Source organism: Variovorax guangxiensis (assembly GCF_003952165.1).
Lineage (GTDB): Bacteria > Pseudomonadota > Gammaproteobacteria > Burkholderiales > Burkholderiaceae_C > Variovorax > Variovorax guangxiensis.
In genome coordinates, this window is the sequence record NZ_RXFT01000002.1 from 274,000 (window position 1) to 294,515 (window position 20,516).

The window sequence follows — 20,516 nt, forward strand, 5'->3', positions numbered from 1 at the left end:
ATGAACACCTACCTCGTCCTCAAGTGGCTGCACATCGTCTCCAGCGTGCTGATGGTCGGCACGGGGCTGGGCTCGGCCTTCTACATGTTCTTCGCCAACCGCAGCGGCATCGTGCCCGCGCAGGCGGTGGTCAGCCGGCTGGTGGTGCGCGCCGACTGGTGGTTCACCACGCCCACCGTCATCCTCCAGCCGGCCACCGGCTTCGCGCTGGCGCACATGGCGGGCTGGCCGTTGTCCACGCCGTGGCTCGCGGTCTCGCTGGCGCTGTTCGTCTTCGCGGGGGCCTGCTGGCTGCCGGTGGTGTGGCTGCAGATCCGCATGGCGGCGATCGCGGCGCAGGCGCATCGCGATGCGGCGCCGCTGCCGCCGCTCTATGCGCGCTACCAGCGCTGGTGGGAGTTGCTGGGCTACCCGGCCTTCGCGGCCATGGTGGTCGTGTTCTACCTGATGGTGAACAAGCCCCAGTTATGAATCGTTGAATGCGGCCCGGCGCGGGCCTGTGCGGTTTTCACCAAGACTTCACACACAGCGCGATTGCTTCACAGATGGCTCGCAGACTCGCGGGCGCCAACAAAAACACAGTGGGAGCCTCCATGCTTCAAGTCGCCAACAGAAAACTCGCGTCGATCAGCGACGTGTTCTTCACCGGGCTGGGCCGCGCGCTCGGCTTCCTGCGTCCGCTGGCCCGCGGACTCATCGGTTCCTGGCGACCACCGGGCTGGCTGCGCATCCTGGGCGCCTTCCTTCTTCTCGGGCTGCAGTGGCTGCAGCAGCGGCTTGCGTGGCTGGTGCTGCTCGTGCTGCTTGCACTGGCCGGCTGGGTTGCCCATCCTCATGTCATGAAGTGGTGGCACGGCCTCACGCCCGACCGCGTCGAGCCCGTGGTCGCCACCGCGAAGTCCGACTCGCCGCAGCGCACGCAGATCGAGCTCGACAGGGGGCCGAATCCCTTCGTCATCAACTTCTCGGCCTCGGTCGCGCCCATCGCGCGCATCGGCCAGGAAGCCATCGGCGTCAGCATCGAGCCCGCCATTGCCGGGCGCTGGACGTGGACAAAGCAGAACCGCCTCGAATTCCTGCCCGCGCAGGACTGGCCCATCGGCCAGCCGTACAAGGTGCAGATCGCCGACAGCGCCCTTGCGCCGCACATCGAACTGGCGCAGCGCAAGTACGAGTTCACTTCTCCCGAGTTCACCGCGCAGTTCATCGGCGCCGAGTTCTACCAGGACCCGGTCCAGGCCAACGTGCGCCGAGCGCTCTTCCAGGTGCGCTTCTCTCACCCCGTCAACACGGCAGAGTTCGAGAAGCGCCTGGTGCTGACCTACGACCAGCCCTGCAGCAGCTCCTTCTTCAGCGTGGGCAAGTGCGCGAGCGAGAAGTTCACCGTCAGCTACGACAAGCTGCGCCTCATCGCCACGCTGCAGTCGGAGCCGCTGCCGATTCCAGAGAAGAACCGGCCCGCGATCCTCAGCCTCACGGCCGGCGCGGTCGCCCAGAAGGGCGGGCCGGCACTGCGCAACGACCTGTCTCGCGCAGTCGACATCCCCGGCCTCTACAGCCTTTCCATCTCCGGCATCGAGCCCACCATCGTCACCGGCGAGAACGGCGAGCCCGAGCACGTGATGCAGGTCAGCGCGTCCATGCCGGTGCACGAGCGCGAGATGGCGCGCGTGGTGCAGGCCTGGCTGCTGCCCGCCACGGAGGAAGCCAAGGGCGATCCCGAGGAGAAGTTCGACTGGTCCGCCGATCCGGCGAAGGTGACCGACGCCGTGCTGCGACGCGCGAAGAAGCTCAACCTGCAGCCCATCGCCAGCGAGCGCGAGGTGACCGAGATGGTCAGCTTCCGCATGCCGCAGGCCGAAGGCGGCCGCTACCTGCTGGTGCGCGTGGCCAAGGGCCTGAAAACGCCCGGCGGCTACCAGCTGGGCGCCGCGTTCCAGGACGTGCGCCTGCTCAAGACCTTCGCGCCCGAGCTCAGCATCATGAGCCAGGGCTCGCTGCTCGCGCTCTCCGGCGAGCGCAAGCTGCCGATCCTGGTGCGCGACCTGCCCGGCATCCGCCTGGAAATCGGCCGCCTGCTGCCGCAGCAACTGCAGCACCTGGTGACGCAGACCAGCGGCGACTTCGCGCATCCGCAGTTCTACGGCGGCCTGCAGTCGGACAACCTCGTCGACCGCTTCCAGAAGGAGATTCCGCTGAGCATCCCCGCCGGCAAGGCGCACTACGAGACCGTCGACTTCGCCGAGTACCTGCGCAGCGACGCGACCGACCGCCGCGGCGTGTTCCTGCTCAAGGTGCAAGGCTACGACCCGAAGGCGAAGAAGAAGCCCGAAGGCGAGGCTCGACCCGAGGAGGCACAGCAGCAGGAAGAGCAGTCTTCCGAAGAGGAAGGTAGCGGCAACAACGGCGAAGGCGGCAGCCCCGAGCAGCAGATCGACCAGCGCCTGGTGCTGGTCACCGACCTGGGCATCGTCGCCAAGAAGTCGCTCGACGGCACGCGCGACGTGTTCGTGCAGAGCATCGCCAGCGGCCAGCCGGTGGCGGGCGCGCTGGTCGAGGTGTGGGGCCGCAACGGGATGATCGTCGCGTCGCAGTCCACCGACGCCACCGGCGCGGCCAAACTGCCCAACCTGGCCGGCTACCAGCGCGAGAAGGCGCCCGTGGTGCTGGTGGTGCGCAAGGACGGCGACCTGAGCTTCCTGCCCTTCAACCGCAGCGACCGCACGCTGGACATCTCGCGCTTCGACGTCGGCGGCCTGCGCGCGGCCGGCGTGCCGAACCAGATGACGGCCTACCTCTTCAGCGACCGCGGCATCTACCGCCCCGGCGACACCATGCACATCGCGATGATGGTGAAGGCCGGCAACTGGGGAACCTCGCTGCGCGACCTGCCGCTGGAGGCCGAGATCATCGACGCACGCGGCCTCAGCGTGCGGCGCGAGAAGCTCAGGCTCGGCCCCGGCGGCGCGGCCGAGATCGCCCACACCACGCAGGACACCTCGCCCACCGGCAACTACGCCGTCAACCTCTACCTGCCGCGGCAGTCGTCGCCGGGCGCGCCCGAGGTGGAGAGCCTGCTGATCGGCAGCACGACGGTGAAGGTGCAGGAGTTCCTGCCCGACCGCACCAAGGTCACGGCGAAGCTCAGCAGCGAAGTTGCCGAAGGCTGGGTGAGCCCCAAGGACCTGAAGGCGCAGATCGACGTGCAGAACCTCTTCGGCACGCCCGCGCCCGACCGCAAGGTGGAAGGCACGCTCACGCTGAGCCCCGGCTTCCCGGTATTCCGCGCCTTCACCGACTACGCCTTCTTCGACCCGCAGCGCGCCACCGAGAAGCAGGTGGACGACCTGGGCAGCGTGCAGACCAGCGCAGGCGGCAAGGCCGAGTTCGACCTGCGCCTGTCGCGCTTCGACGCCGCCACCTACCAGGTGCACGTGCTCGCCAAGGCCTTCGAGCCAGAGGGTGGACGCAGCGTGTCGGCCGAGGCGCAGACGCTGGTGAGCGACCTGCCCTACCTCGTCGGCGTGAAGGTCGACGGCGACACCAGCTACGTGAGCAAGGGCGCCGCGCGCAACGCCACGGTGATCGCCATCGACCCGCGCGCGAAGAAGACGGCCGTGGCCGAACTGAAGATCGAGCGCGTGGAGCGCAAGGTGCTGTCGGTGCTCATCAAGCAGGACAACGGCCTGTACCGCTACGAGTCGCGCCGCAAGGAGATCGTGCTCGACGAGAAGCCCTTCGCCATCGCGGCCGCGGGCAACAACGTGGCGCTGGACACCGCCGCGCCCGGCAACTTCGCCTACGTGGTGCGCAACGCGCAGGGGCTTGAGCTCAACCGCGTGGAATACAGCGTGGCCGGCAACGCCAACGTGTCGCGCTCGCTCGACCGCAACGCCGAGCTGCAGCTCACGCTCGACCGCAAGGACTACGAGCCGGGCCAGGAGATCTCGGTGAGCATTCGCGCGCCGTACGTGGGCGCGGGCCTCATCACCATCGAGCGCGACAAGGTCTACGCCCATGCGTGGTTCAAGACCGACAAGACCGCCTCGGTGCAGAAGATCACCGTGCCCAAGGACTTCGAGGGCACCGGCTACATCAACGTGCACTTCGTGCGCGACCCGGCCTCCGACGAGGTCTACATGAGCCCGCTGTCGTACGGCGTGGTGCCCTTCGCCACCGCGCTGACCAGGCGCACCGCCAACCTGCAGCTCACCAGCAGCGAGCTGGTGAAGCCGGGGCAGACCGTGAAGATGAAGCTCACCAGCGACAAGCCCACGCGCGCCGTGGTGTTCGCGGTGGACGAGGGCATCCTGCAGGTGGCGCGCTACAAGACGCCCGACCCGCTGAAGCACTTCTTCCAGAAGCGTGCGCTCGAAGTGGGCACGCTGCAGACGCTCGACCTGATCCTGCCGGAGTTCAAGAAGCTCATGCAAGGGGCCGCGCCCGGCGGCGACGGCGAAGGCGAGCTCGGCAAGCACCTGAACCCGTTCAAGCGCAAGCGCGACAAGCCGGTGGCCTACTGGTCGGGCCTGGTCGACGTGAGCGGCAGCCGCGAGTTCAGCTACACCGTGCCCGAGAGCTTCAACGGCAGCCTGCGCGTGATGGCCGTGGCGGTGAACGACGAGACCACCGCTGCCAAGAGCACCCGCACCGTGGTGCGCGGCGACATGGTGATATTGCCCAACGCACCGCTCGCGATGGCGCCCGGCGACACCGTCGAGGTGGGCGTGGGCCTGGCCAACAACATCGTCGGCTCGGGCAAGGAGGCGCCCATCGCGCTCACGCTCACCGCCTCGGGCGGGCTCGAGGTGGTGGGCGACGCCACGCAGACGCTCAAGGTCAACGAGCGCGGCGAAGCCAGCACCAAGTTCAACGTGCGCGCCAAGCCGGGCGAGCAGGCGGTGCTGGGTTCCTCGGCACTGGTGTTCACATCGACGCACAAGAACTACAGCGCGCGCCTGTCCACCGAGGTGAGCGTGCGGCCCGCGTCGCCCTTCGTCACGCTGGTGCAGGCCGGCAGTTTCCAGCGCGCGGGAGAACTCTCGAGCCAGGCCGACCTGTACCCGAACTTCCGCCAGAGCGACGTGGCCGTCTCGGCCGCGCCCTGGGCCTTCGCGACCGGTCTGATGCAGTACCTGGAGGCCTATCCGCACGGCTGCACCGAGCAGATCACCAGCCAGACCTTCCCGGCGGTGCTGCTTTCGGGCCGACCCGAGCTCGTGAAGGAAATGTCGCGCGGCCGTACCGCCGAACAGGGCCCGCTGCCCGAGGCGCGCAAGACCTTCGAGCGCTACCTGGTGCAGCTGCGCGCACGGCAGACGGCCGACGGCGGTTTCTCGCTGTGGCCCGGCGCCGGCACCGACCCCTTCGCGACGCTCTACGCGGTGCAACTGCTCGTCGAGGCCAAGGACCACAAGCTGCCTGTGCCGCAGGACCTGTTGCAGAAGGCCGATACCTACCTGCAGGGCTGGCTCGGCAGCGGCGACAACACGCTCGACGGCTGGCGCCAGCGCACGCAGGCCGCCTACCTGCTGACGCGCCAGGGCATCGTCGCGCCGGCCGCGCTCGCCAACCTGCGCGAGGCCCGCCGCAACCAGATGTCGCGGCAGGGCGTGGGCTGGGGCGACGACCTCGGCGCCGTGTACCTCGCCGCGAGCTACCAGCTCGTGAAGCAGGAGCAGGTGGCCAACGAGCTGCTCGACCCGGTGTGGTCCGATCTGCTCGCGCGCACCGAGAAGAAGCAGCGCCGCAACGCCTGGGGCGCCTACTACGACCCGCTGGTGCACGACAGCATGACGCTGCACCTGGTGGGCCGCCACTTCCCCTCGCGCCTGAAGACGCTGAAGCCCGCGGTGTGGGAGGGCATGGCCCAGATGGTGCGGGAGGGTTGGTACAACAGCCTGTCGTCGGCGTCGATGCTGCTGGCGGTCGACTCCTACTTCGAGGCCGTGGGGCAGAACGTGGAAGGCAAGCTCTCGGCGAGCACCGTCAATGCGCAAGGCCAGGCCGCTGCGCTCGTGCTGGGTGCGGTGAATCCGATCACGCGTGCCTCGGTGCCGGCCGGCACCGCGAAGCTGAAGCTGTCGAACGACAGCGACTTCAACCTCTACTACAGCTGGGCCGAGCAGGGCTTCGAGCGCAACCTGCCCGCAACGCCGGTGAACAAGGGCCTGGAGATCTTCCACGAGGTGCTCGACGCCAAGGGCAATCCCGTCACCAAGGCCAAGCTCGGCGAAGAGGTCACGGTGCGGGTGCGCGTACGCAGCCTGGAGCGCGCGCAGATCAACGACGTGGCGCTGGTCGACGTGCTGCCCGGCGGCCTGGAGCCTGTGCTGCAGGCAGTGGGCGACGACGACGATGCCAATGCCGACGCACCGATCTGGAAGAAGCGCCTGGGCGGCGGCGGATCGTGGAAGGTGCAGTACGCCGATATCCGCGAAGACCGCGTCGTGTTCTATGGCGGCGTCGGCAAGGACCTGCTCGAGGTGACCTACAAGGCCCGCGCCACCAACGTGGGCGACTACGTGGTGCCGGCGGCGTACGGCGAGGCGATGTACGACCGTCGCGTGTTCTCGCGCTCGGCGGGTGCGCGCTTCCAGGTGGTGGCGAATTGATCATGACGCGCCCGCGCCTTGTCCCCTCTCCCGCGTGCGGGAGAGGGCTAGGGTGAGGGTGAGGGTGCGGCGCTCCCCATGACCCCCGCGCTCGATCCGTCGCCGATGCCCTCACCCCAGCCCTCTCCCAGGGGGAGAGGGAGGAAGAGAGCAGTCATCGCTTTCGCAGCCGTAGTCTTCCTGCTCGCGCTGCTGCGCCTGTGGCCTCACGCTCCGCTGAGCGAAACCGTCGGCAGCTCGCGCGCCGTCTACGCGCAAGGCGGCGAGCTGATGCGCCTCACGCTCGCCGCCGACGAGCAATACCGGCTCTGGGTGCCGCTGGAGCGCATCTCGCCCACGCTGGTCGACGCGGTGCTGCTGTACGAAGACCGGAGCTTCTACGCGCACCCCGGCGTCAATCCTGCCGCGCTGGTGCGCAGCGCATGGCGCATCGCCAGCGGCGAGCGCAGGCAGGGCGGCTCCACGCTCACGATGCAGCTCGCGCGCCGCGTGTACGGCATCGACAGCCGCACGCCCACCGGCAAGGTCGCGCAGATCTTCGCGGCGCTGTGGCTGGAGGCCCGCTTCAGCAAGCACGACATCCTGGAGGCGTATCTCAACACCGCGCCCTACGGCGGCAACATCGAGGGCGTGCAGGCCGCCAGCCTCATCTACTTCCGCAAGGACGCTGCGAAGCTCAGCCTTCCAGAGGCGCTGACGCTCGCGGTGATTCCGCAGAACCCCGTCAAGCGCATCGCCGAGCGTGGGCGCAACGCGGAGTTGCAGGCCGCGCGCGAGCGCCTGTCGGCGCTGTGGGCGGAGCGCGATCCCGCGGCGAAGCAGCATGCGCCCGACGCGCAGCTCGCGCTGTCGGCCCAGTCGCGCGGCAGCCTGCCCTTTCTCGCGCCTCACGCCACCGACATGCTGCTCGCGCAGGAGCGCGGCGTGCAGGAGGTGCGCACCACCATCGACCTGCGCATGCAGGTCACGCTCGAGCGCGTGATGGCGCAATACCTGCGCGCGCACGCCGACGTGGGCATGAACAACGCGAGCGCGCTGCTGCTCGATGCGTCGACGATGCAGGTGCGCGCGATGATCGGCTCGGCCGACTTCCGCAACGACGCCATCTCGGGCCAGGTCAACGGCGTGCTGGCCAAGCGCTCGCCGGGCTCCACGCTCAAGCCCTTCATCTACGCGCTGGCGCTCGACCAGGGGCTGCTGCACCAGAAGACGATGCTGAAGGACGCGCCCACCTCCTTCGGCCCCTACACGCCCGAGAACTTCGACCACCGTTTCGCCGGACCGCTGCCGGCGCAGGAGGCGCTGATCCGCAGCCGCAACGTGCCCGCGGTGGCCGTGGCCGCGAAGCTCTCGAAGCCCGGCCTCTACGACTTCATGCGGCTGGCGGGCGTGCAGAAGCTGCAGAGCGAGCAGCACTACGGCCTCGCGCTGGTGCTGGGCGGCGGCGAGGTCACGCCCGAGGAGCTGGCCGGCATGTACGCGACGCTGGCCAACGGCGGCATCTCGCAGCCCATCCGCTACACGCAGCCCCAGCCCGACGAGAAGCCCGTGCAGCCGCTGCGCCTGCTGAGCGAAGAGGCCTCGTTCATCACGCTCGACATGCTGCGCCACACGCCGCGCCCCGACACCACGCTGCCCGCGCGCCCGGCCATCGCATGGAAGACGGGCACCTCCTGGGGCTTCCGCGATGCATGGACGGCCGGCGTGTTCGGCCGCCACGTGCTGGTGGTGTGGGTCGGCAATTTCGACGGCAGCAGCAATCCGGCGCTGGTGGGCGTGGATGCCGCGGCGCCGCTCTTCCTTCGCATGGTCGACGCGCTGCGCGCCGAGCGGCTGGACCCGGGCGAGATGGCATCGCGCCGGCCGCCCGACCTGCGCCAGGTGGAGGTTTGCGCGGCGACGGGCGGCCTGCCCGATGCGCTGTGCCCGGTGCGCACCATGACCTGGTTCATCGCGGGCAAGTCGCCGATCCAGGTCAGCAACCTGCATCGCGCGGTGTGGGTCGACGAGACCACGGGCAAGGTCGTCTGCGGCCCGCAGCCCAACGCGCGGCAGCAGGTGGTGGAGCAATGGGGCAGCGACATGCGCCGGCTGTTCCGGCAGGCCGGGCTGCCGCGCGCGAGTGCGCCCGCGGACGGCTGCGAGAAAACGGACGGTGACGCAACGGAAAGTGCTCCCCTCATCACCTCGCCGCTGCGCGGCGTGCGCCACACGCTGCGCGCGAAGAAGCCCGAGCCGCTGGTGCTGCGCGCCGAGGCCGGGGCCGGCACGCAGGCGATCTACTGGTTCGCGGACGACGCGCTCATCGGCCGCGCCGCGCCGGGCGAAGGCATCACATGGATGCCCGATCTCGCGTCATCCGGGCGGCGCTACCTGCTGCGCGCGGTCGATGACCAGGGGCGCGCCGAGTCGCGCGAGGTGACGGTCGACATCGCGCCCTGAAGTCGCGCGGGGCATGTCATGGCCGCGTCACTCCTTGCCGGCATGGTCACGCGTTTTCGACTTGGAACCTTTCCCGCTCATGACGCGTTTCGCTCCCCTGTCCTTCGCCGCCCTTGCTGCCGCCCTCGCATGCACCGCAGTCCAGGCGCAGACCGCCTTTCCCGCCACGCTCGCCGGCCACGCGGTGCTGCCAGCGCAGAGCTTCGTCGCGGCGCCCAAGGATGCGCCGGCCGACCTGCAGGTCAGCGGCAAGTTCACCACCGGCAAGCGCGTCGAGGCCGTGGGCACGGTCGAAGGCCTCTCGGGCGGCCGCGGCACCGGCGTGTCGCTGCCCTTCAAGGGCCAGCCGCTGCAGGGCCACTCCGGCATCAAGAAGATGGACGACGGCAGCTTCTGGATCCTCACCGACAACGGCGCCGGCGCCAAGGCCAACTCGCCCGACTTCATGCTCTACCTGAACCACTACAAGGTGGACTTCAGGAGCGGCAAGTTCAACCGCATCGAGACTGTCTTCCTGCACGACCCCGACAAGAAGGTGCCCTTCCGCATCGTCCATGAAGGCACGAAGCAGCGCTACCTGACGGGCTCGGACTTCGACCCCGAGAGCTTCCAGTTCGCCGGCGGCGCACTGTGGATCGGCGAGGAGTTCGGCCCCTTCCTCATCAAGGCCGACCTCAAGGGCAAGGTGCTCGCCGTGTACGACACGCTGGTCGACGGCAAGGCCGTGCGCTCGCCCGACCATCCGGCCGTGACCACGCCCGGCGCTCCGGGCGGCGCGGTCGACTTCCAGATCAAGCGCTCCAAGGGCTTCGAGGGCATGGCCTCGTCGAAGGACGGCAGCAAGCTGTATGCGCTGCTCGAAGGCCCGGTGTGGAACGCCGAGGCCAAGGACTACGAGAAGGTCGAGGGCAAGGAGGCCTTGCGCGTTCTGGAATTCGACATCGCCACCGAGAAGTGGACCGGCCGGCATTGGAAATACGTGCTCGAAGCCAACGGCAACGCCATCGGCGACTTCAACATGATCGACGGCAGCACGGGCCTCATCATCGAGCGCGACAACGGCGAAGGCACCAGCGACAAGGCCTGCCCCGAAGGCCAGAAGCGCACCGACTGCTTCCACGACATCGCCAGGTTCAAGCGCGTCTACAAGGTCGAGCTCAGCGATGCCAACGTGGGCGGCCCGGTGCGCAAGATCGGCTACATCGACCTGCTGAACATCGCCGACCCGGACAAGCTCGCACGCAAGCCCCTGAACGACGGCGTGCTGAAGTTCCCCTTCTTCACCATCGAGAACGTCGACGTGGTCGACGCCACCCACATCGTGGTCGGCAACGACAACAACCTGCCGTTCTCGAGCAGCCGCGAGCCGAACAAGGCGGACGACAACGAGTTGGTGCTGCTGGAGGCGGGGGCGCTGCTGCAGGCGAAGTAGGCGGCGCGGACGCGTCCGGGCGGCAATGTCCCGGATCGCTGGCGGGGTGGTAGAGAAAAGTTCTTTCCAGATGAGTATCATTCTCATCTTCTCGGATCTCTCCTCCCTTTTTCCATGAATCTCCGAACGACCTCGCACGCCGTCCGGCGCGCGTCGTGACTGTCGGCGTCCGCCATCGCCTCGGCGTGGCTTCGCGCGCCGTGGCTGCCATCGCCGGCGGCTACGGCGTCGCGGCGCTGTCTTCCGTCGTGCTCGCGCTGAGCCTGCCCGCCATCTTCGGCATGGCCCGCAGCGAGGCCACGATGACCGGCCTGCTCGCTTCCTTTGCCGTCTTCGCGTTCGCGGTGATGTGGGTCTTCGCGGCGCGTACGGCATCGCGTGCGTGGTCGGGCCTCGCCGCTGCCGCGGCCGTGCTGGGCCTGCTCGCGTGGCTCATGCATGCCACCGGAGGCGCCGCGTGAAGGAGGGCTTCCGTCAGTCGATGGCATGGCTTCACACCTGGTCGGGCCTGCTGGTCGGCTGGGTGCTGTTCATGGTGTTCGCGGCCGGCACGGCCTCGTATTTCAAGGACGAGATCACCTTCTGGATGAAGCCCGAGTTGCATGCGGTCGCCCAGTCCCCGGTGCCACCGCTGCAGGCGGCCGAGGGCGCGGTGGCCTATCTGCAGAAGCACGGTGTCGGCAGCCCGCGCTGGTTCATCAACCTGCCGACCGAGCGCCAGCCGTTGACCGACGTGCTGTTTCTCGCCACGCCCGCCTCGACTGCCGCCCCCGGTGACAAGCCGCGCCGCCGCTTCGACCGTGTCTCGCTCGACCCCGCCACCGGCGAGGCGCTCACCGCCGCTCGCGCCACGCGCGGCGGCGAGTTCTTCTACCGCCTGCATTTCGACCTGCACTACATGCCCGCGCTGTGGGCGCGATGGATCGTCGGCTTCTGCGCGATGTTCATGCTGGTGGCGATCTTCAGCGGCATCGTCACGCACAAGCGCATCTTCAAGGACTTCTTCACCTTCCGCCCGAGGAAGGGCCAGCGCTCCTGGCTCGACGCGCACAACGTGACGGCGGTGCTCGCGCTGCCCTACCACCTGATGATCACGTACACGGGCCTGGTCACGCTGATGTTCATGTACATGCCCTGGGCGCCGCAGGCGGCCTACAAGGATCGCGGCGGCGAGCAGGCCTTCTTCTCCGAGGTCTTTCCCGGCGGCGGCCGCGACCAGGTCAAGGCCTCGGGCAACAGGGTCCCGCTCGCGCCCATCGCGCCGATGATGGCGCAGGCCTCCGCGCACTGGAACGGCGCTCCCGTCGGTCGCGTCACCGTGCACCAGCCCAACGACGCCAACGCGGTCGTCGCACTCACCCGCGCCGAGGGGCCGCAGCTCTCCTACGACAAGCCATCGATGCTTTTCAACGGCACCACTGGCGCGCTGATCGGCGCCTACGGCGACGTGCCCAAGCCCGCGGCCGAAACGCGCGGCGTGCTCTATGGCCTGCACATCGCGCGCTTCGGTGATCCGCTGCTGCGCGCGCTTTTCTTCCTCTCGGGGCTCGCGGGCTGCCTGATGGTGGCGACGGGGCTCCTGCTGTGGGCCGTGAAGGAGCGCCAGAAGTTCGCGAAGACGCTCAAGCAGGGTGGGCGCGTGAGCATCGGGCTGCGGCTGGTCGACGGCCTGAATCTCGGCGCCATCGCCGGCCTGCCCGTCGCGATGGCCGCCTTCTTCTGGGCCAACCGCCTGTTGCCGGTGGGCATGGCCGAGCGCGGCGAGGCGGAGATCCGCTGGTTCTTCATCGTCTGGGGCGCGGCCGCAGTGCTCGGCCTGCTGCGGCCCACGCTGCGCATGTGGCAGGCACAGCTCGCGGCTGGCGCGTTGCTCTTTGTGCTGCTGCCGGTGCTCAATGCGTTCACCGGCCCTGCACCGCTGACCGTCAGCCTGCGCGCCGGACCGAGCGCGGTGGCGGGCTTCGACCTCGTCGCGATCGCGCTGGGCCTGGGGCTCGCGGGCGCGGTGTGGATCGTCGAGCGCAAGCGGCGCAAGTCGATGGCTGCAAGGCAGCAGGCAGAGAAGAAACTGCCGCCATCGCCACAACAGCCGCAGCAGTCGTCGACGCTCGCCCCGTCGGGCCAGGGTTCGTGACGGTGATGGATTCGTCCCTCCTCTCCCTCGTGTTCGCCGCATCACTCGCGGGCTTCTGCGCGCTGAGCCTCGCGATGGACCGCCACAGCGAGGACGTCTATGGGCGAGGCAGCACGCCGGGCCCGTGGCGACGCTGGCTGCAGCTCGGCGGAGCGCTGCTGCTGTGCCTGTCGCTGGGCGCCAGCCTGCGCGCGGCGGGCAGCGCGATCGGCTGGGTGCTCTGGCTGGGTGCGCTCACGGCGGCTGCGTGGTCGACCGTGGGGCTGCTCAGCTATGCGCCGCGCCGCTTTCACTGGATCGCGTTCGCGGCCACGGCCGTCGCGCTGTGCAGCCTGCTGGCGAGCCTCTTGCCGCCGTCGTCCGCGCCGCTCACGCCGTGACGGAGGCGGTGGGCAGCGCCTGCCCGCTCATCGCGCCTTCCGCCGCCTAAACATAAAGCCGCGCGGCTTCATGCGGGCCGCCGCACCGAGCTGCCGCCCGAGAGCACACCCTGCGTCATCGGCAGCGCCATGAAGTCGTGCGGGAAGCCCATCGACACGGCGCTGGCCGCTTCCAGGCGCTGCAGCGCATCGGCGTCGAGCTGAACCTCGAGCGCGCCGAGGTTGTCCTCGAACTGCGCGAAGGTGCGCGCGCCGATGATCGGCATCACCGTCGGCGCGCGGCGCTGCAGCAGCCACGCCAGCGCGATCTGCGCGCTCGAGCGGCCCTGCTCCTTCGCGACCTGCCCCACCGCTTCGGCGATCTCCAGCGAGCGGGCGCTGAGCGCGCCGTTGCCCACGGCCACGTCCTTGCGCGAACCCTTCACGCCCGAGGCCGGGGCGTTGCGATGGTCGAGGTCGGCGCGCGTGTACTTGCCCGAGAGCACGCCGCTGCCCAGCGGCGACCACGCCAGCACGCCCAGGCCGAGTTCCTGCGCCATCGGCAGCAGCTCGCGCTCAACCGTGCGCTCGATCAGGCTGTACTCGATCTGCAGCGCGACCAGCGGCGCCCAGCCGCGCAGCTCGGCCAGCGTCTGCATGCGCGCGATCTGCCAGGCCGGCGTGTCGGAGATGCCCGCGTACAGCACCTTGCCCGAGCGCACGAGGTCGTCGAAGGCGCGCATCACTTCCTCGAAGGGCGTGAGCCCGTCCCAGATGTGCAGGTACAGCAGGTCGATGTAGTCGGTGCCCAGCCGCTTCAGGCTGGCCTCCACCGAACGGACCATGTTGCGGCGGTGGTTGCCGCCCGCGTTCGGGTTGCCCGGCTGCATGTTCAGCGAGTACTTGGTGGCCACCACCACCGATTCGCGCCTGTCGGCGATGAACTGCCCCAGCAGCCGCTCCGAACTGCCGTCGGTATAGAAGTTGGCGGTGTCGATGAAGTTGCCGCCGCGCTCCACGTAGAGGTCGAACATGCGGCGCGACTCGCCCGCGTCGGCGCCCCAGCCCCATTCCTGGCCGAAGGTCATGGTGCCCAGCGACATGGGGCTGACGCGCAGGCCCGAGCGGCCGAGGGTGATGTAGTCGTCCAGCTTCATGATGCAGATTCCTTTCGTGCTTGCGTTGCGAGGTTGAAGCGGCGACGCGAGGGCCGCATCGCCATGACCTGGAAGGTATTTGCGCGATTGCTTTGGAAAAAGCCTGTTGGAGCGAATGCTTTATGAAGTCAGTCTTCATAATGGCCGCCATGTCGCCCGACCTGCTCCCCGCTATCGCCGCCTTCGCCCGCGTGGCGCACCACGCCAGCTTCACACGCGCCGCGCAGGAGCTGGGCCTGTCGCCATCGGCCCTTTCGCAGACCGTGCGCACGCTCGAACAGAAGCTCGGCGTGCGCCTGCTCGACCGCACCACGCGCCGCGTCGGCGTGACTGAACTGGGCCAACAGTTCCTCGCGGGTGCGCAGCAGGGCCTGGCCGCGCTCGCGCAGGCGGTCGAAGGCATCGACGAGGCGCGCGACAGGCCTGCCGGCCTGCTGCGCCTGAACGTCTCGCGCGTGGCGGCCGAGCTGCTCTTCTTTCCGCACTTCGGCGCCTTCGCCGATGCCTACCCGGACATCACGCTCGAGTTCGTCTGCAACAACCGCATGGTCGACTTGGTGGAAGGCGGCTTCGACGCCGGCATCCGCCTGGGCGAAAGCCTGGCGCAGGATGTGGTGGCCGTGCCGGTCGGCGGGCCGCTGCGCATGGTGACGTACGCGGCGCCCAGCTACCTGAAGGGGCGCAAGCCACCGCGCACGCCCGAGGACCTGCGCGAGCACCGCTGCCTGAACTACCGCCTCACCACGGGTGGCCTCTATCGCTGGGAGTACGCGCAGGACGATCGCGTGCTCGACGTGGAGCTCGCAGGCCCGCTCGTCAGCAACGACGCAGACCTGCTGCTCGCGGCCGCGCGCTCGGGCGCGGGCATTGCCACATCGTTCGAAGGCGCGGTGCGCGAAGACTTCGCCAGCGGCCGTCTCGTGCCGCTGCTCGAACCATGGTGGCCGACCTTTCCGGGCTTCTATCTCTACTACCCGAGCCGCGCGCAGATGCCGCGCAAGCTGCGGGTGTTCATCGACTTCCTGCAGGCGCGGCACGCGCCGCCGCCGGTGTCGCAGCGGGCGGTCAAGCCCGCATCAGCGCCTCGATCTCGTCCGCCTTCACCGGCACGCCGCGCGAAATGAGTTCGCAGCCGGTGGCGGTGACGATCGCGTCGTCCTCGATGCGGATGCCGATGTTGTGGAACTGCTCCGGCACGCCCTCGGCGGGGCGCACGTAGATGCCGGGCTCCAGCGTGAGCACCATGCCGGGGTGCAGGATGCGGCTGGGGCGGTTCTTGATGACTTCGTTCGACAGCGGGTCCTTGCGCTCGCTCACCTCGCCCACCTGCGTGGGCTCGACATAACTGCCGCAGTCGTGCACGTCCATGCCGAGCCAGTGGCCGGTGCGGTGCATGTAGAACTGGAAGTAGGCGCGCTTGTCGATCACGTCGTCGACGCTGCCGACCCTGTTGGCATCGAGCAGGCCGAAGTCGAGCATGCCCTGCGCGAGCACCCGCACCGCGGCGTCGTGCGGATCGTTGAAGCGGTTGCCGGCCCTGGTGGCGGCAGCCGCCGCGTCCTGGCTGGCCAGCACCAGGTCGTACAGCGCGCGCTGCGGGCCGCTGAACTTGCCGTCGGCCGGGAAGGTGCGGGTGATGTCGCTGGCGTAGCCGTCGAGCTCGCAGCCGGCGTCGATCAGCACCAGCTCGCCCTTGCGCACGGGTGCGGCGTCGGCGCGGTAGTGCAGCACGCAGGCGTTGGCGCCGGCCGCGACGATGGAGTAGTACGCCGGGTATTGCGAGCCGCCGAGGCGGAATTCATGCAGCAGCTCGGCGTCGAGGTGGTACTCGCGCGCATCCTTGCCCTCGCGCAGCATGCGGGCCGACAGCTGCATCGCACGCACGTGCGCGCGGGCGCTGATCTGCGCAGCGCGGCGCATGATGTCCTGCTCGTGCGCGTCCTTGACCAGCCGCATCTCGTCGAGCGGGCCGCACAGGTCGCGCTGCTCGTCGGGGCACAGCGCGCCATAACGCACGCGCGCGCGTACCGACTGCAGCCAGCCGTCGACGCGGCTTTCCAGGCCCTTGTGGATGGCGAAGGGAAACCACACGGTGGCGCGGTTCTCCAGCAGCTTGGGCAGCTTCGCGTCGAGCTCGGTGACGGGGAAGGCCTCGTCGACGCCGAGCACCGCGGGCGCCGCGTCGGGCCCCAGGCGGTAGCCGTCCCAGATCTCGCGCTCGATGTCCTTGGGCGCGCAGAAGAGCGTGGCGCGGCCGTCGCCCGCCAGCACCAGCCAGGCGTTGGGCTCGGTGAAGCCGGTCAGGTAATAGAAGTAGCTGTCGTGGCGGTAGAGGAAGTCGGTGTCGCGGTTGCGCGGCCGCTCGGGCGCGGTCGGGATGATGGCGATGCCGTCCTTGCCGAGTTGCGAGGCGAGGCGCGCGCGGCGCTCGGCGTAGATCGTGGTGGCGATGTCTGCTGCGGTCATCTTGTTGGCGTGTTCAGTTGGGCGAGCCGTTCGGGGGTTCCCACGTCGGTCCAGGGGCCGGTGTAGAGCTCGGCGCTCACGAGTTCATTGTCCATCGCGGCGCGCAGGATCGGCGCCAATGGGGCTTTGCGGCCGGCCGGGTTGCCGCTCGGGATGTCGCAGTAGGGCGGCGCGAAGAGTGCGGCGCGGTACAGGCCGATGGTCGAGAAGGTGTACTTCTCGGCGGCGGTGTTGAGCGCGAGGCCCTCCGGCGAGAGGCCGAAATCGCCCTTCGGGTTGTGCGCGGGGTTTGGCACCAGCCAGAGATGCGCGAGCCTGCCGCTGGCGACGAAACGCTCGACCGAGGCCTGCGTGAAGGCGAATCCGGGCGCGAACACGTCGCCGGCCGCGACCCAGAACACGTCGCCCAGCAGGGGCAGCGCGCGCACGATGCCGCCGGCCGTCTCCAGGGCGCCGCCGAAGTCACGGCCCTCGTCGGAGTATGAAATCGATAGCGCGGAATGCCCGTCCAGCAAAGGCTTTGCGCCGAACCGGTCCGAAATCTGCTTGCCCAGCCAGTCGGTATTGACGACCAGCTCGGCGAAGCCGCCGGCGGCCAGCGCCTCCATCGGCCATTGCATCAGGGGCCTGCCACGCACCTCCAGCAGGGGCTTGGGGCAGGAGTCGGTCAGCGGCCGCATGCGCTCGCCGCGCCCGGCGGCCAGGATCATGGCGCGCACCGCGTTGCCGCTCACGCCGCGACCCGTCCGCGCTGCAGTTCGTTGCGCTCGCTGTGCCGGGGCTGGAACAGCGACACCAGGCACTCCATCAGCGCATGCGCCTTGGCCGAGTGGTCGCCGCTGAAGTTGCAGACGTACACATCCAGCGTCACGCCGCGCTGCTCGGGCCAGGTGTGGATGCACAGGTGCGATTCGGCCAGCAGCACCGTGGCCGTGACGCCGCCCGGCCCTTGCGGCGTGGCCGGGAAGCCGTGGATCAGCTTGCCCACCGCCTGCAGCCCGGCGGCCGCCACCGCCTTGAGGCAGACGGCCCCCAGCGCGTCGCGGTCGGTGAGCCACTGGGGGCCGCATTGGCAGTCGTGGAGGTCGGCGGTGAGGTGCAGCCCGTGCATGGGTGGCAACTCTAGCAGTCCGCCTGACGCACAAGAACATCGGAAGGGTGTTCAGGCCGTATCGGGAGCGTCCGGGGCTCGCCCGGTAAAATCGCGGGTTCTCCCCACCCCAACCCCTCTTTTCCCTCCGAAAGTCCACCGCACATGGCAAACCACGCCCTGATGGCCAACGCAATCCGCGCACTGGCCATGGATGCCGTCCAACAAGCAAATTCCGGACATCCGGGCGCACCGATGGGCATGGCCGACATGGCCGTCGCACTCTGGGGCGATCACCTGCGCTACAACCCCGCCAACCCGCACTGGTTCGACCGCGACCGCTTCGTGCTGTCGAACGGCCACGCCTCGATGCTGCTGTACTCGGTGCTGCACCTGACCGGCTACGACCTGCCCATCGGCGAACTCAAGAACTTCCGCCAGCTGCACAGCAAGACCGCCGGCCACCCCGAAGTCGACGTGACCCCGGGCGTCGAGACCACCACCGGCCCGCTGGGCCAGGGCATCACCAACGCGGTGGGCTTCGCGCTCGCGGAGAAGCTGCTGTCGGCCGAGTTCAACCGCAAGGACCACACGGTGGTCGACCATCACACCTACGTCTTCCTGGGCGACGGCTGCATGATGGAAGGCATCAGCCACGAAGCCTGCGCGCTGGCCGGCGCCTGGCACCTGAACAAGCTGATCGCGCTGTACGACGACAACGGCATCAGCATCGACGGCCAGGTCAAGCCCTGGTTCATCGACAACACCGAAGAGCGCTTCAAGGCCTACGGCTGGAACGTCATCGGCCCGATCGACGGCAACGACGCCGCTGCGGTGTCCAAGGCCATCGCCAAGGCCAGGAAGGAAGAGTCGAAGCCCACGCTGATCGTCTGCAAGACCGTCATCGGCAAGGGCAGCCCGAACCGTGCCGGCACCGCCAAGGCGCACGGCGAGGCGCTGGGCGCGGAAGAAATCGTGCTCACCCGCGAAGCCATCGGCTGGCCCTATCCCGCCTTCGAGATCCCGGCCGAGGTGTACGCCGACTGGGACCACAAGGAAGCCGGCGCCAAGACAGAAGCCGAGTGGAACGACAGGTTCGCCGCCTACGCCGCCGCCTACCCCGAGCTGGCCGCGGAGTTCACCCGCCGCATGAAGGGCGAGCTGCCCAAGGACTTCCACCAGGTCGCGTTCGACACCGTGGTTGCCGCCCACACCAAGGGCGAGACCGTCGCCAGCCGCAAGGCCAGCCAGCTCGCGCTCGAAGCCTTCACCGCCGCGCTGCCCGAGATGCTCGGCGGCAGCGCCGACCTGACCGGCTCGAACCTCACCAACACCAAGAGCACGGCCGCCCTGCGCTTCGATCCGAAGACCGGCTCGGTGGTCATGAACGTGCCGGCCCTTCCTGCCAAGCAGGGCGCTGAAGACGAAGCCAAGCCCGAAGCCCCGGCCGAAGCGCCGCATGGCACCATCGGCCGCCACATCAACTACGGCGTGCGCGAGTTCGGCATGGCCGCCATCATGAACGGCGTGGCGCTGCACGGTGGCTACATCCCCTACGGCGGCACCTTCCTCACCTTCAGCGACTACAGCCGCAACGCCATCCGCATGGCCGCGCTGATGAAGCGCCGCGTGATCCACGTGTTCACGCACGACTCCATCGGCCTGGGCGAAGACGGCCCCACGCACCAGTCGATCGAGCACGCTGCCTCGCTGCGCCTGATCCCGAACCTCGACGTCTGGCGCCCTTCGGACACCGCCGAGACGGCCGTGGCCTGGGCCGTGGCGCTGCAGAACCAGTCGCGCCCGACCGCGTTGCTGCTGAGCCGCCAGAACATCGCCTACTCGCCCAAGAGCGAGCTCGGCGACATCAGCCGCGGCGCCTACGTGCTCTCCGAGCCGGAGAACGTCGGCCTCAAGAACAAGAAGACGGCGGCCGTCATCATCGCCACCGGCTCCGAAGTGCCGCTCGCGCTGGCAGCCCAGAAGCTGCTGGCCGAGAAGAAGATCGCCGTGCGCGTGGTGTCGATGCCCTCGACCACCACCTTCGACCGCCAGGACCTGGCCTACAAGAAGGCCGTGCTGCCCAAGAAGCTGCCGCGCATCGCCGTGGAAATGGGCTGCACCGGCGGCTGGTGGAAGTACGGCTGCGCGGCCGTCGTCGGCATCGACACGTACGGCGAATCGGCGCCCGCGCCGGTGCTGTTCAAGCACTTCGGATTCACGGCGGAGAACGTGGCCGCCACGGTCCAGGCGGCGCTCGATCTCTGAACACCGGCAGAGGCAGCGACCGATCGGCAAGTCACGATGAAGATCTCGCTTAACGCACGCGACTCGCTCTACTGGTTCAGCGGGTTGCTTGTGCTTTTCGCAATCTTGATCGCAATGGCAGGCATCGGAAAGATGCCCCCCTCTCTCGAAAGGCTGGCGGTCCATGAGATCCAGCCCACCAAAGTGTTGCGGGAGTTCGTACACAACAAGAGAACCGGATACTCCACGGACATGCGCTACATGCTCGCCGGTCTCGACGATCAAAAGAGAGAGATCACCTTCGGCTTTCCCAGCGAGCCGCAGGTACTGGAGCGACTGCAGAGGATTACCATGGACGCGACAACGCCTACGCGCGTCAAGTTGTGGGTCGAGAAAAGCGATTTCGCCACGGTGATGCAGTTGCAACAGGGCGACAGGATGATCTGGTCGCTTGCAGAGGCCACGGCAGAAAGTTGGCAGTCCGCCAAAGATCGCTTCCTTCAATCGGGCCTGGTGTTGCTTGCCAGTGCCGCCCTCTTCCTGTTCGCGCGCAAGGTGCGGGTAGCAGAATAGTT

14 protein-coding genes are annotated in these 20,516 nt (G+C 68.7%); 10 read left to right on the top strand and 4 right to left on the bottom strand.

Translation table 11 applies throughout. The features are described 5' to 3' along the window. The 7 genes from EJP67_RS06860 to EJP67_RS06890 all read left to right on the top strand — a co-directional run bounded on the left by EJP67_RS06860 (nucleotide 1) and on the right by EJP67_RS06890 (nucleotide 13,002). Nucleotides 1–471 carry a DUF2269 family protein gene (locus EJP67_RS06860; protein ID WP_126020918.1) on the top strand — a complete coding sequence of 157 codons (471 nt, stop codon included), beginning with the start codon at nucleotides 1–3 and terminating at the stop codon, nucleotides 469–471. 122 nt (nucleotides 472–593) lie between these two features. Further along, nucleotides 594–6,614, top strand: coding sequence for an alpha-2-macroglobulin family protein (locus tag EJP67_RS06865; protein ID WP_126020920.1), 6,021 nt, complete (start codon nucleotides 594–596; stop codon nucleotides 6,612–6,614). 78 nt (nucleotides 6,615–6,692) lie between these two features. Continuing rightward, complete coding sequence (pbpC, locus tag EJP67_RS06870) at nucleotides 6,693–9,056, top strand: penicillin-binding protein 1C (RefSeq protein ID WP_240650546.1); 2,364 nt, start codon at nucleotides 6,693–6,695, stop codon at nucleotides 9,054–9,056. Nucleotides 9,057–9,135: 79 nt separating this feature from the next. Beyond that, nucleotides 9,136–10,488 (top strand): esterase-like activity of phytase family protein, encoded by a 1,353-nt coding sequence (locus EJP67_RS06875; RefSeq protein WP_126020922.1) that lies wholly within the window; start codon nucleotides 9,136–9,138, stop codon nucleotides 10,486–10,488. Between the two features lie 155 nt (nucleotides 10,489–10,643). Continuing rightward, nucleotides 10,644–10,949: a DUF3649 domain-containing protein gene (locus EJP67_RS06880; RefSeq protein ID WP_126020924.1), complete on the top strand. Its 306-nt coding sequence runs from the start codon at nucleotides 10,644–10,646 to the stop codon at nucleotides 10,947–10,949. Continuing rightward, nucleotides 10,946–12,622 (top strand): PepSY-associated TM helix domain-containing protein, encoded by a 1,677-nt coding sequence (locus tag EJP67_RS06885; protein WP_126020926.1) that lies wholly within the window; start codon nucleotides 10,946–10,948, stop codon nucleotides 12,620–12,622. The genes EJP67_RS06880 and EJP67_RS06885 overlap by 4 nt, the downstream gene beginning before the upstream one ends. A gap of 5 nt (nucleotides 12,623–12,627) precedes the next feature. Beyond that, nucleotides 12,628–13,002 carry a DUF3325 domain-containing protein gene (locus EJP67_RS06890; RefSeq protein ID WP_126020928.1) on the top strand — a complete coding sequence of 125 codons (375 nt, stop codon included), beginning with the start codon at nucleotides 12,628–12,630 and terminating at the stop codon, nucleotides 13,000–13,002. A gap of 68 nt (nucleotides 13,003–13,070) precedes the next feature. On the opposite strand, the gene EJP67_RS06895 is transcribed toward EJP67_RS06890, so the two are convergent. Next, on the bottom strand, nucleotides 13,071–14,138 hold the full coding sequence (locus EJP67_RS06895) for an aldo/keto reductase (RefSeq protein ID WP_126020930.1): 1,068 nt from the start codon (nucleotides 14,136–14,138) through the stop codon (nucleotides 13,071–13,073). Between the two features lie 149 nt (nucleotides 14,139–14,287). Between EJP67_RS06895 and EJP67_RS06900 the strand changes: the two genes are divergently transcribed. After that, complete coding sequence (locus EJP67_RS06900; protein WP_126020932.1) at nucleotides 14,288–15,262, top strand: LysR family transcriptional regulator; 975 nt, start codon at nucleotides 14,288–14,290, stop codon at nucleotides 15,260–15,262. Here EJP67_RS06900 and EJP67_RS06905 read toward each other — a convergent pair. Genes EJP67_RS06905 through speD form a run of 3 tightly spaced genes read right to left on the bottom strand, consistent with a single transcriptional unit; the run spans nucleotide 15,204 to nucleotide 17,715 of the window. After that, nucleotides 15,204–16,604, bottom strand: coding sequence for an aminopeptidase P N-terminal domain-containing protein (locus EJP67_RS06905; RefSeq protein WP_126020934.1), 1,401 nt, complete (start codon nucleotides 16,602–16,604; stop codon nucleotides 15,204–15,206). The genes EJP67_RS06900 and EJP67_RS06905 overlap by 59 nt on opposite strands. Beyond that, nucleotides 16,601–17,314 (bottom strand): nucleotidyltransferase family protein, encoded by a 714-nt coding sequence (locus tag EJP67_RS06910; protein WP_126021267.1) that lies wholly within the window; start codon nucleotides 17,312–17,314, stop codon nucleotides 16,601–16,603. The genes EJP67_RS06905 and EJP67_RS06910 overlap by 4 nt, the downstream gene beginning before the upstream one ends. 20 nt (nucleotides 17,315–17,334) lie before the next feature. After that, entirely contained in the window at nucleotides 17,335–17,715 is a 381-nt protein-coding gene (gene speD / locus EJP67_RS06915; protein ID WP_019653741.1) for an adenosylmethionine decarboxylase, read from the bottom strand. A gap of 144 nt (nucleotides 17,716–17,859) precedes the next feature. On the opposite strand from speD, the gene EJP67_RS06920 reads away from it, so the two are divergent. Together EJP67_RS06920 and EJP67_RS06925 are read left to right on the top strand one after the other, a co-directional pair. Further along, nucleotides 17,860–19,962, top strand: a complete 2,103-nt coding sequence (locus EJP67_RS06920) for a transketolase family protein (RefSeq protein WP_126020937.1) — start codon at nucleotides 17,860–17,862, stop codon at nucleotides 19,960–19,962. A 36-nt stretch (nucleotides 19,963–19,998) separates the two neighbouring features. Continuing rightward, complete coding sequence (locus EJP67_RS06925; RefSeq protein WP_126020939.1) at nucleotides 19,999–20,514, top strand: hypothetical protein; 516 nt, start codon at nucleotides 19,999–20,001, stop codon at nucleotides 20,512–20,514. The last annotated feature ends 2 nt before the right edge of the window (nucleotides 20,515–20,516 follow it).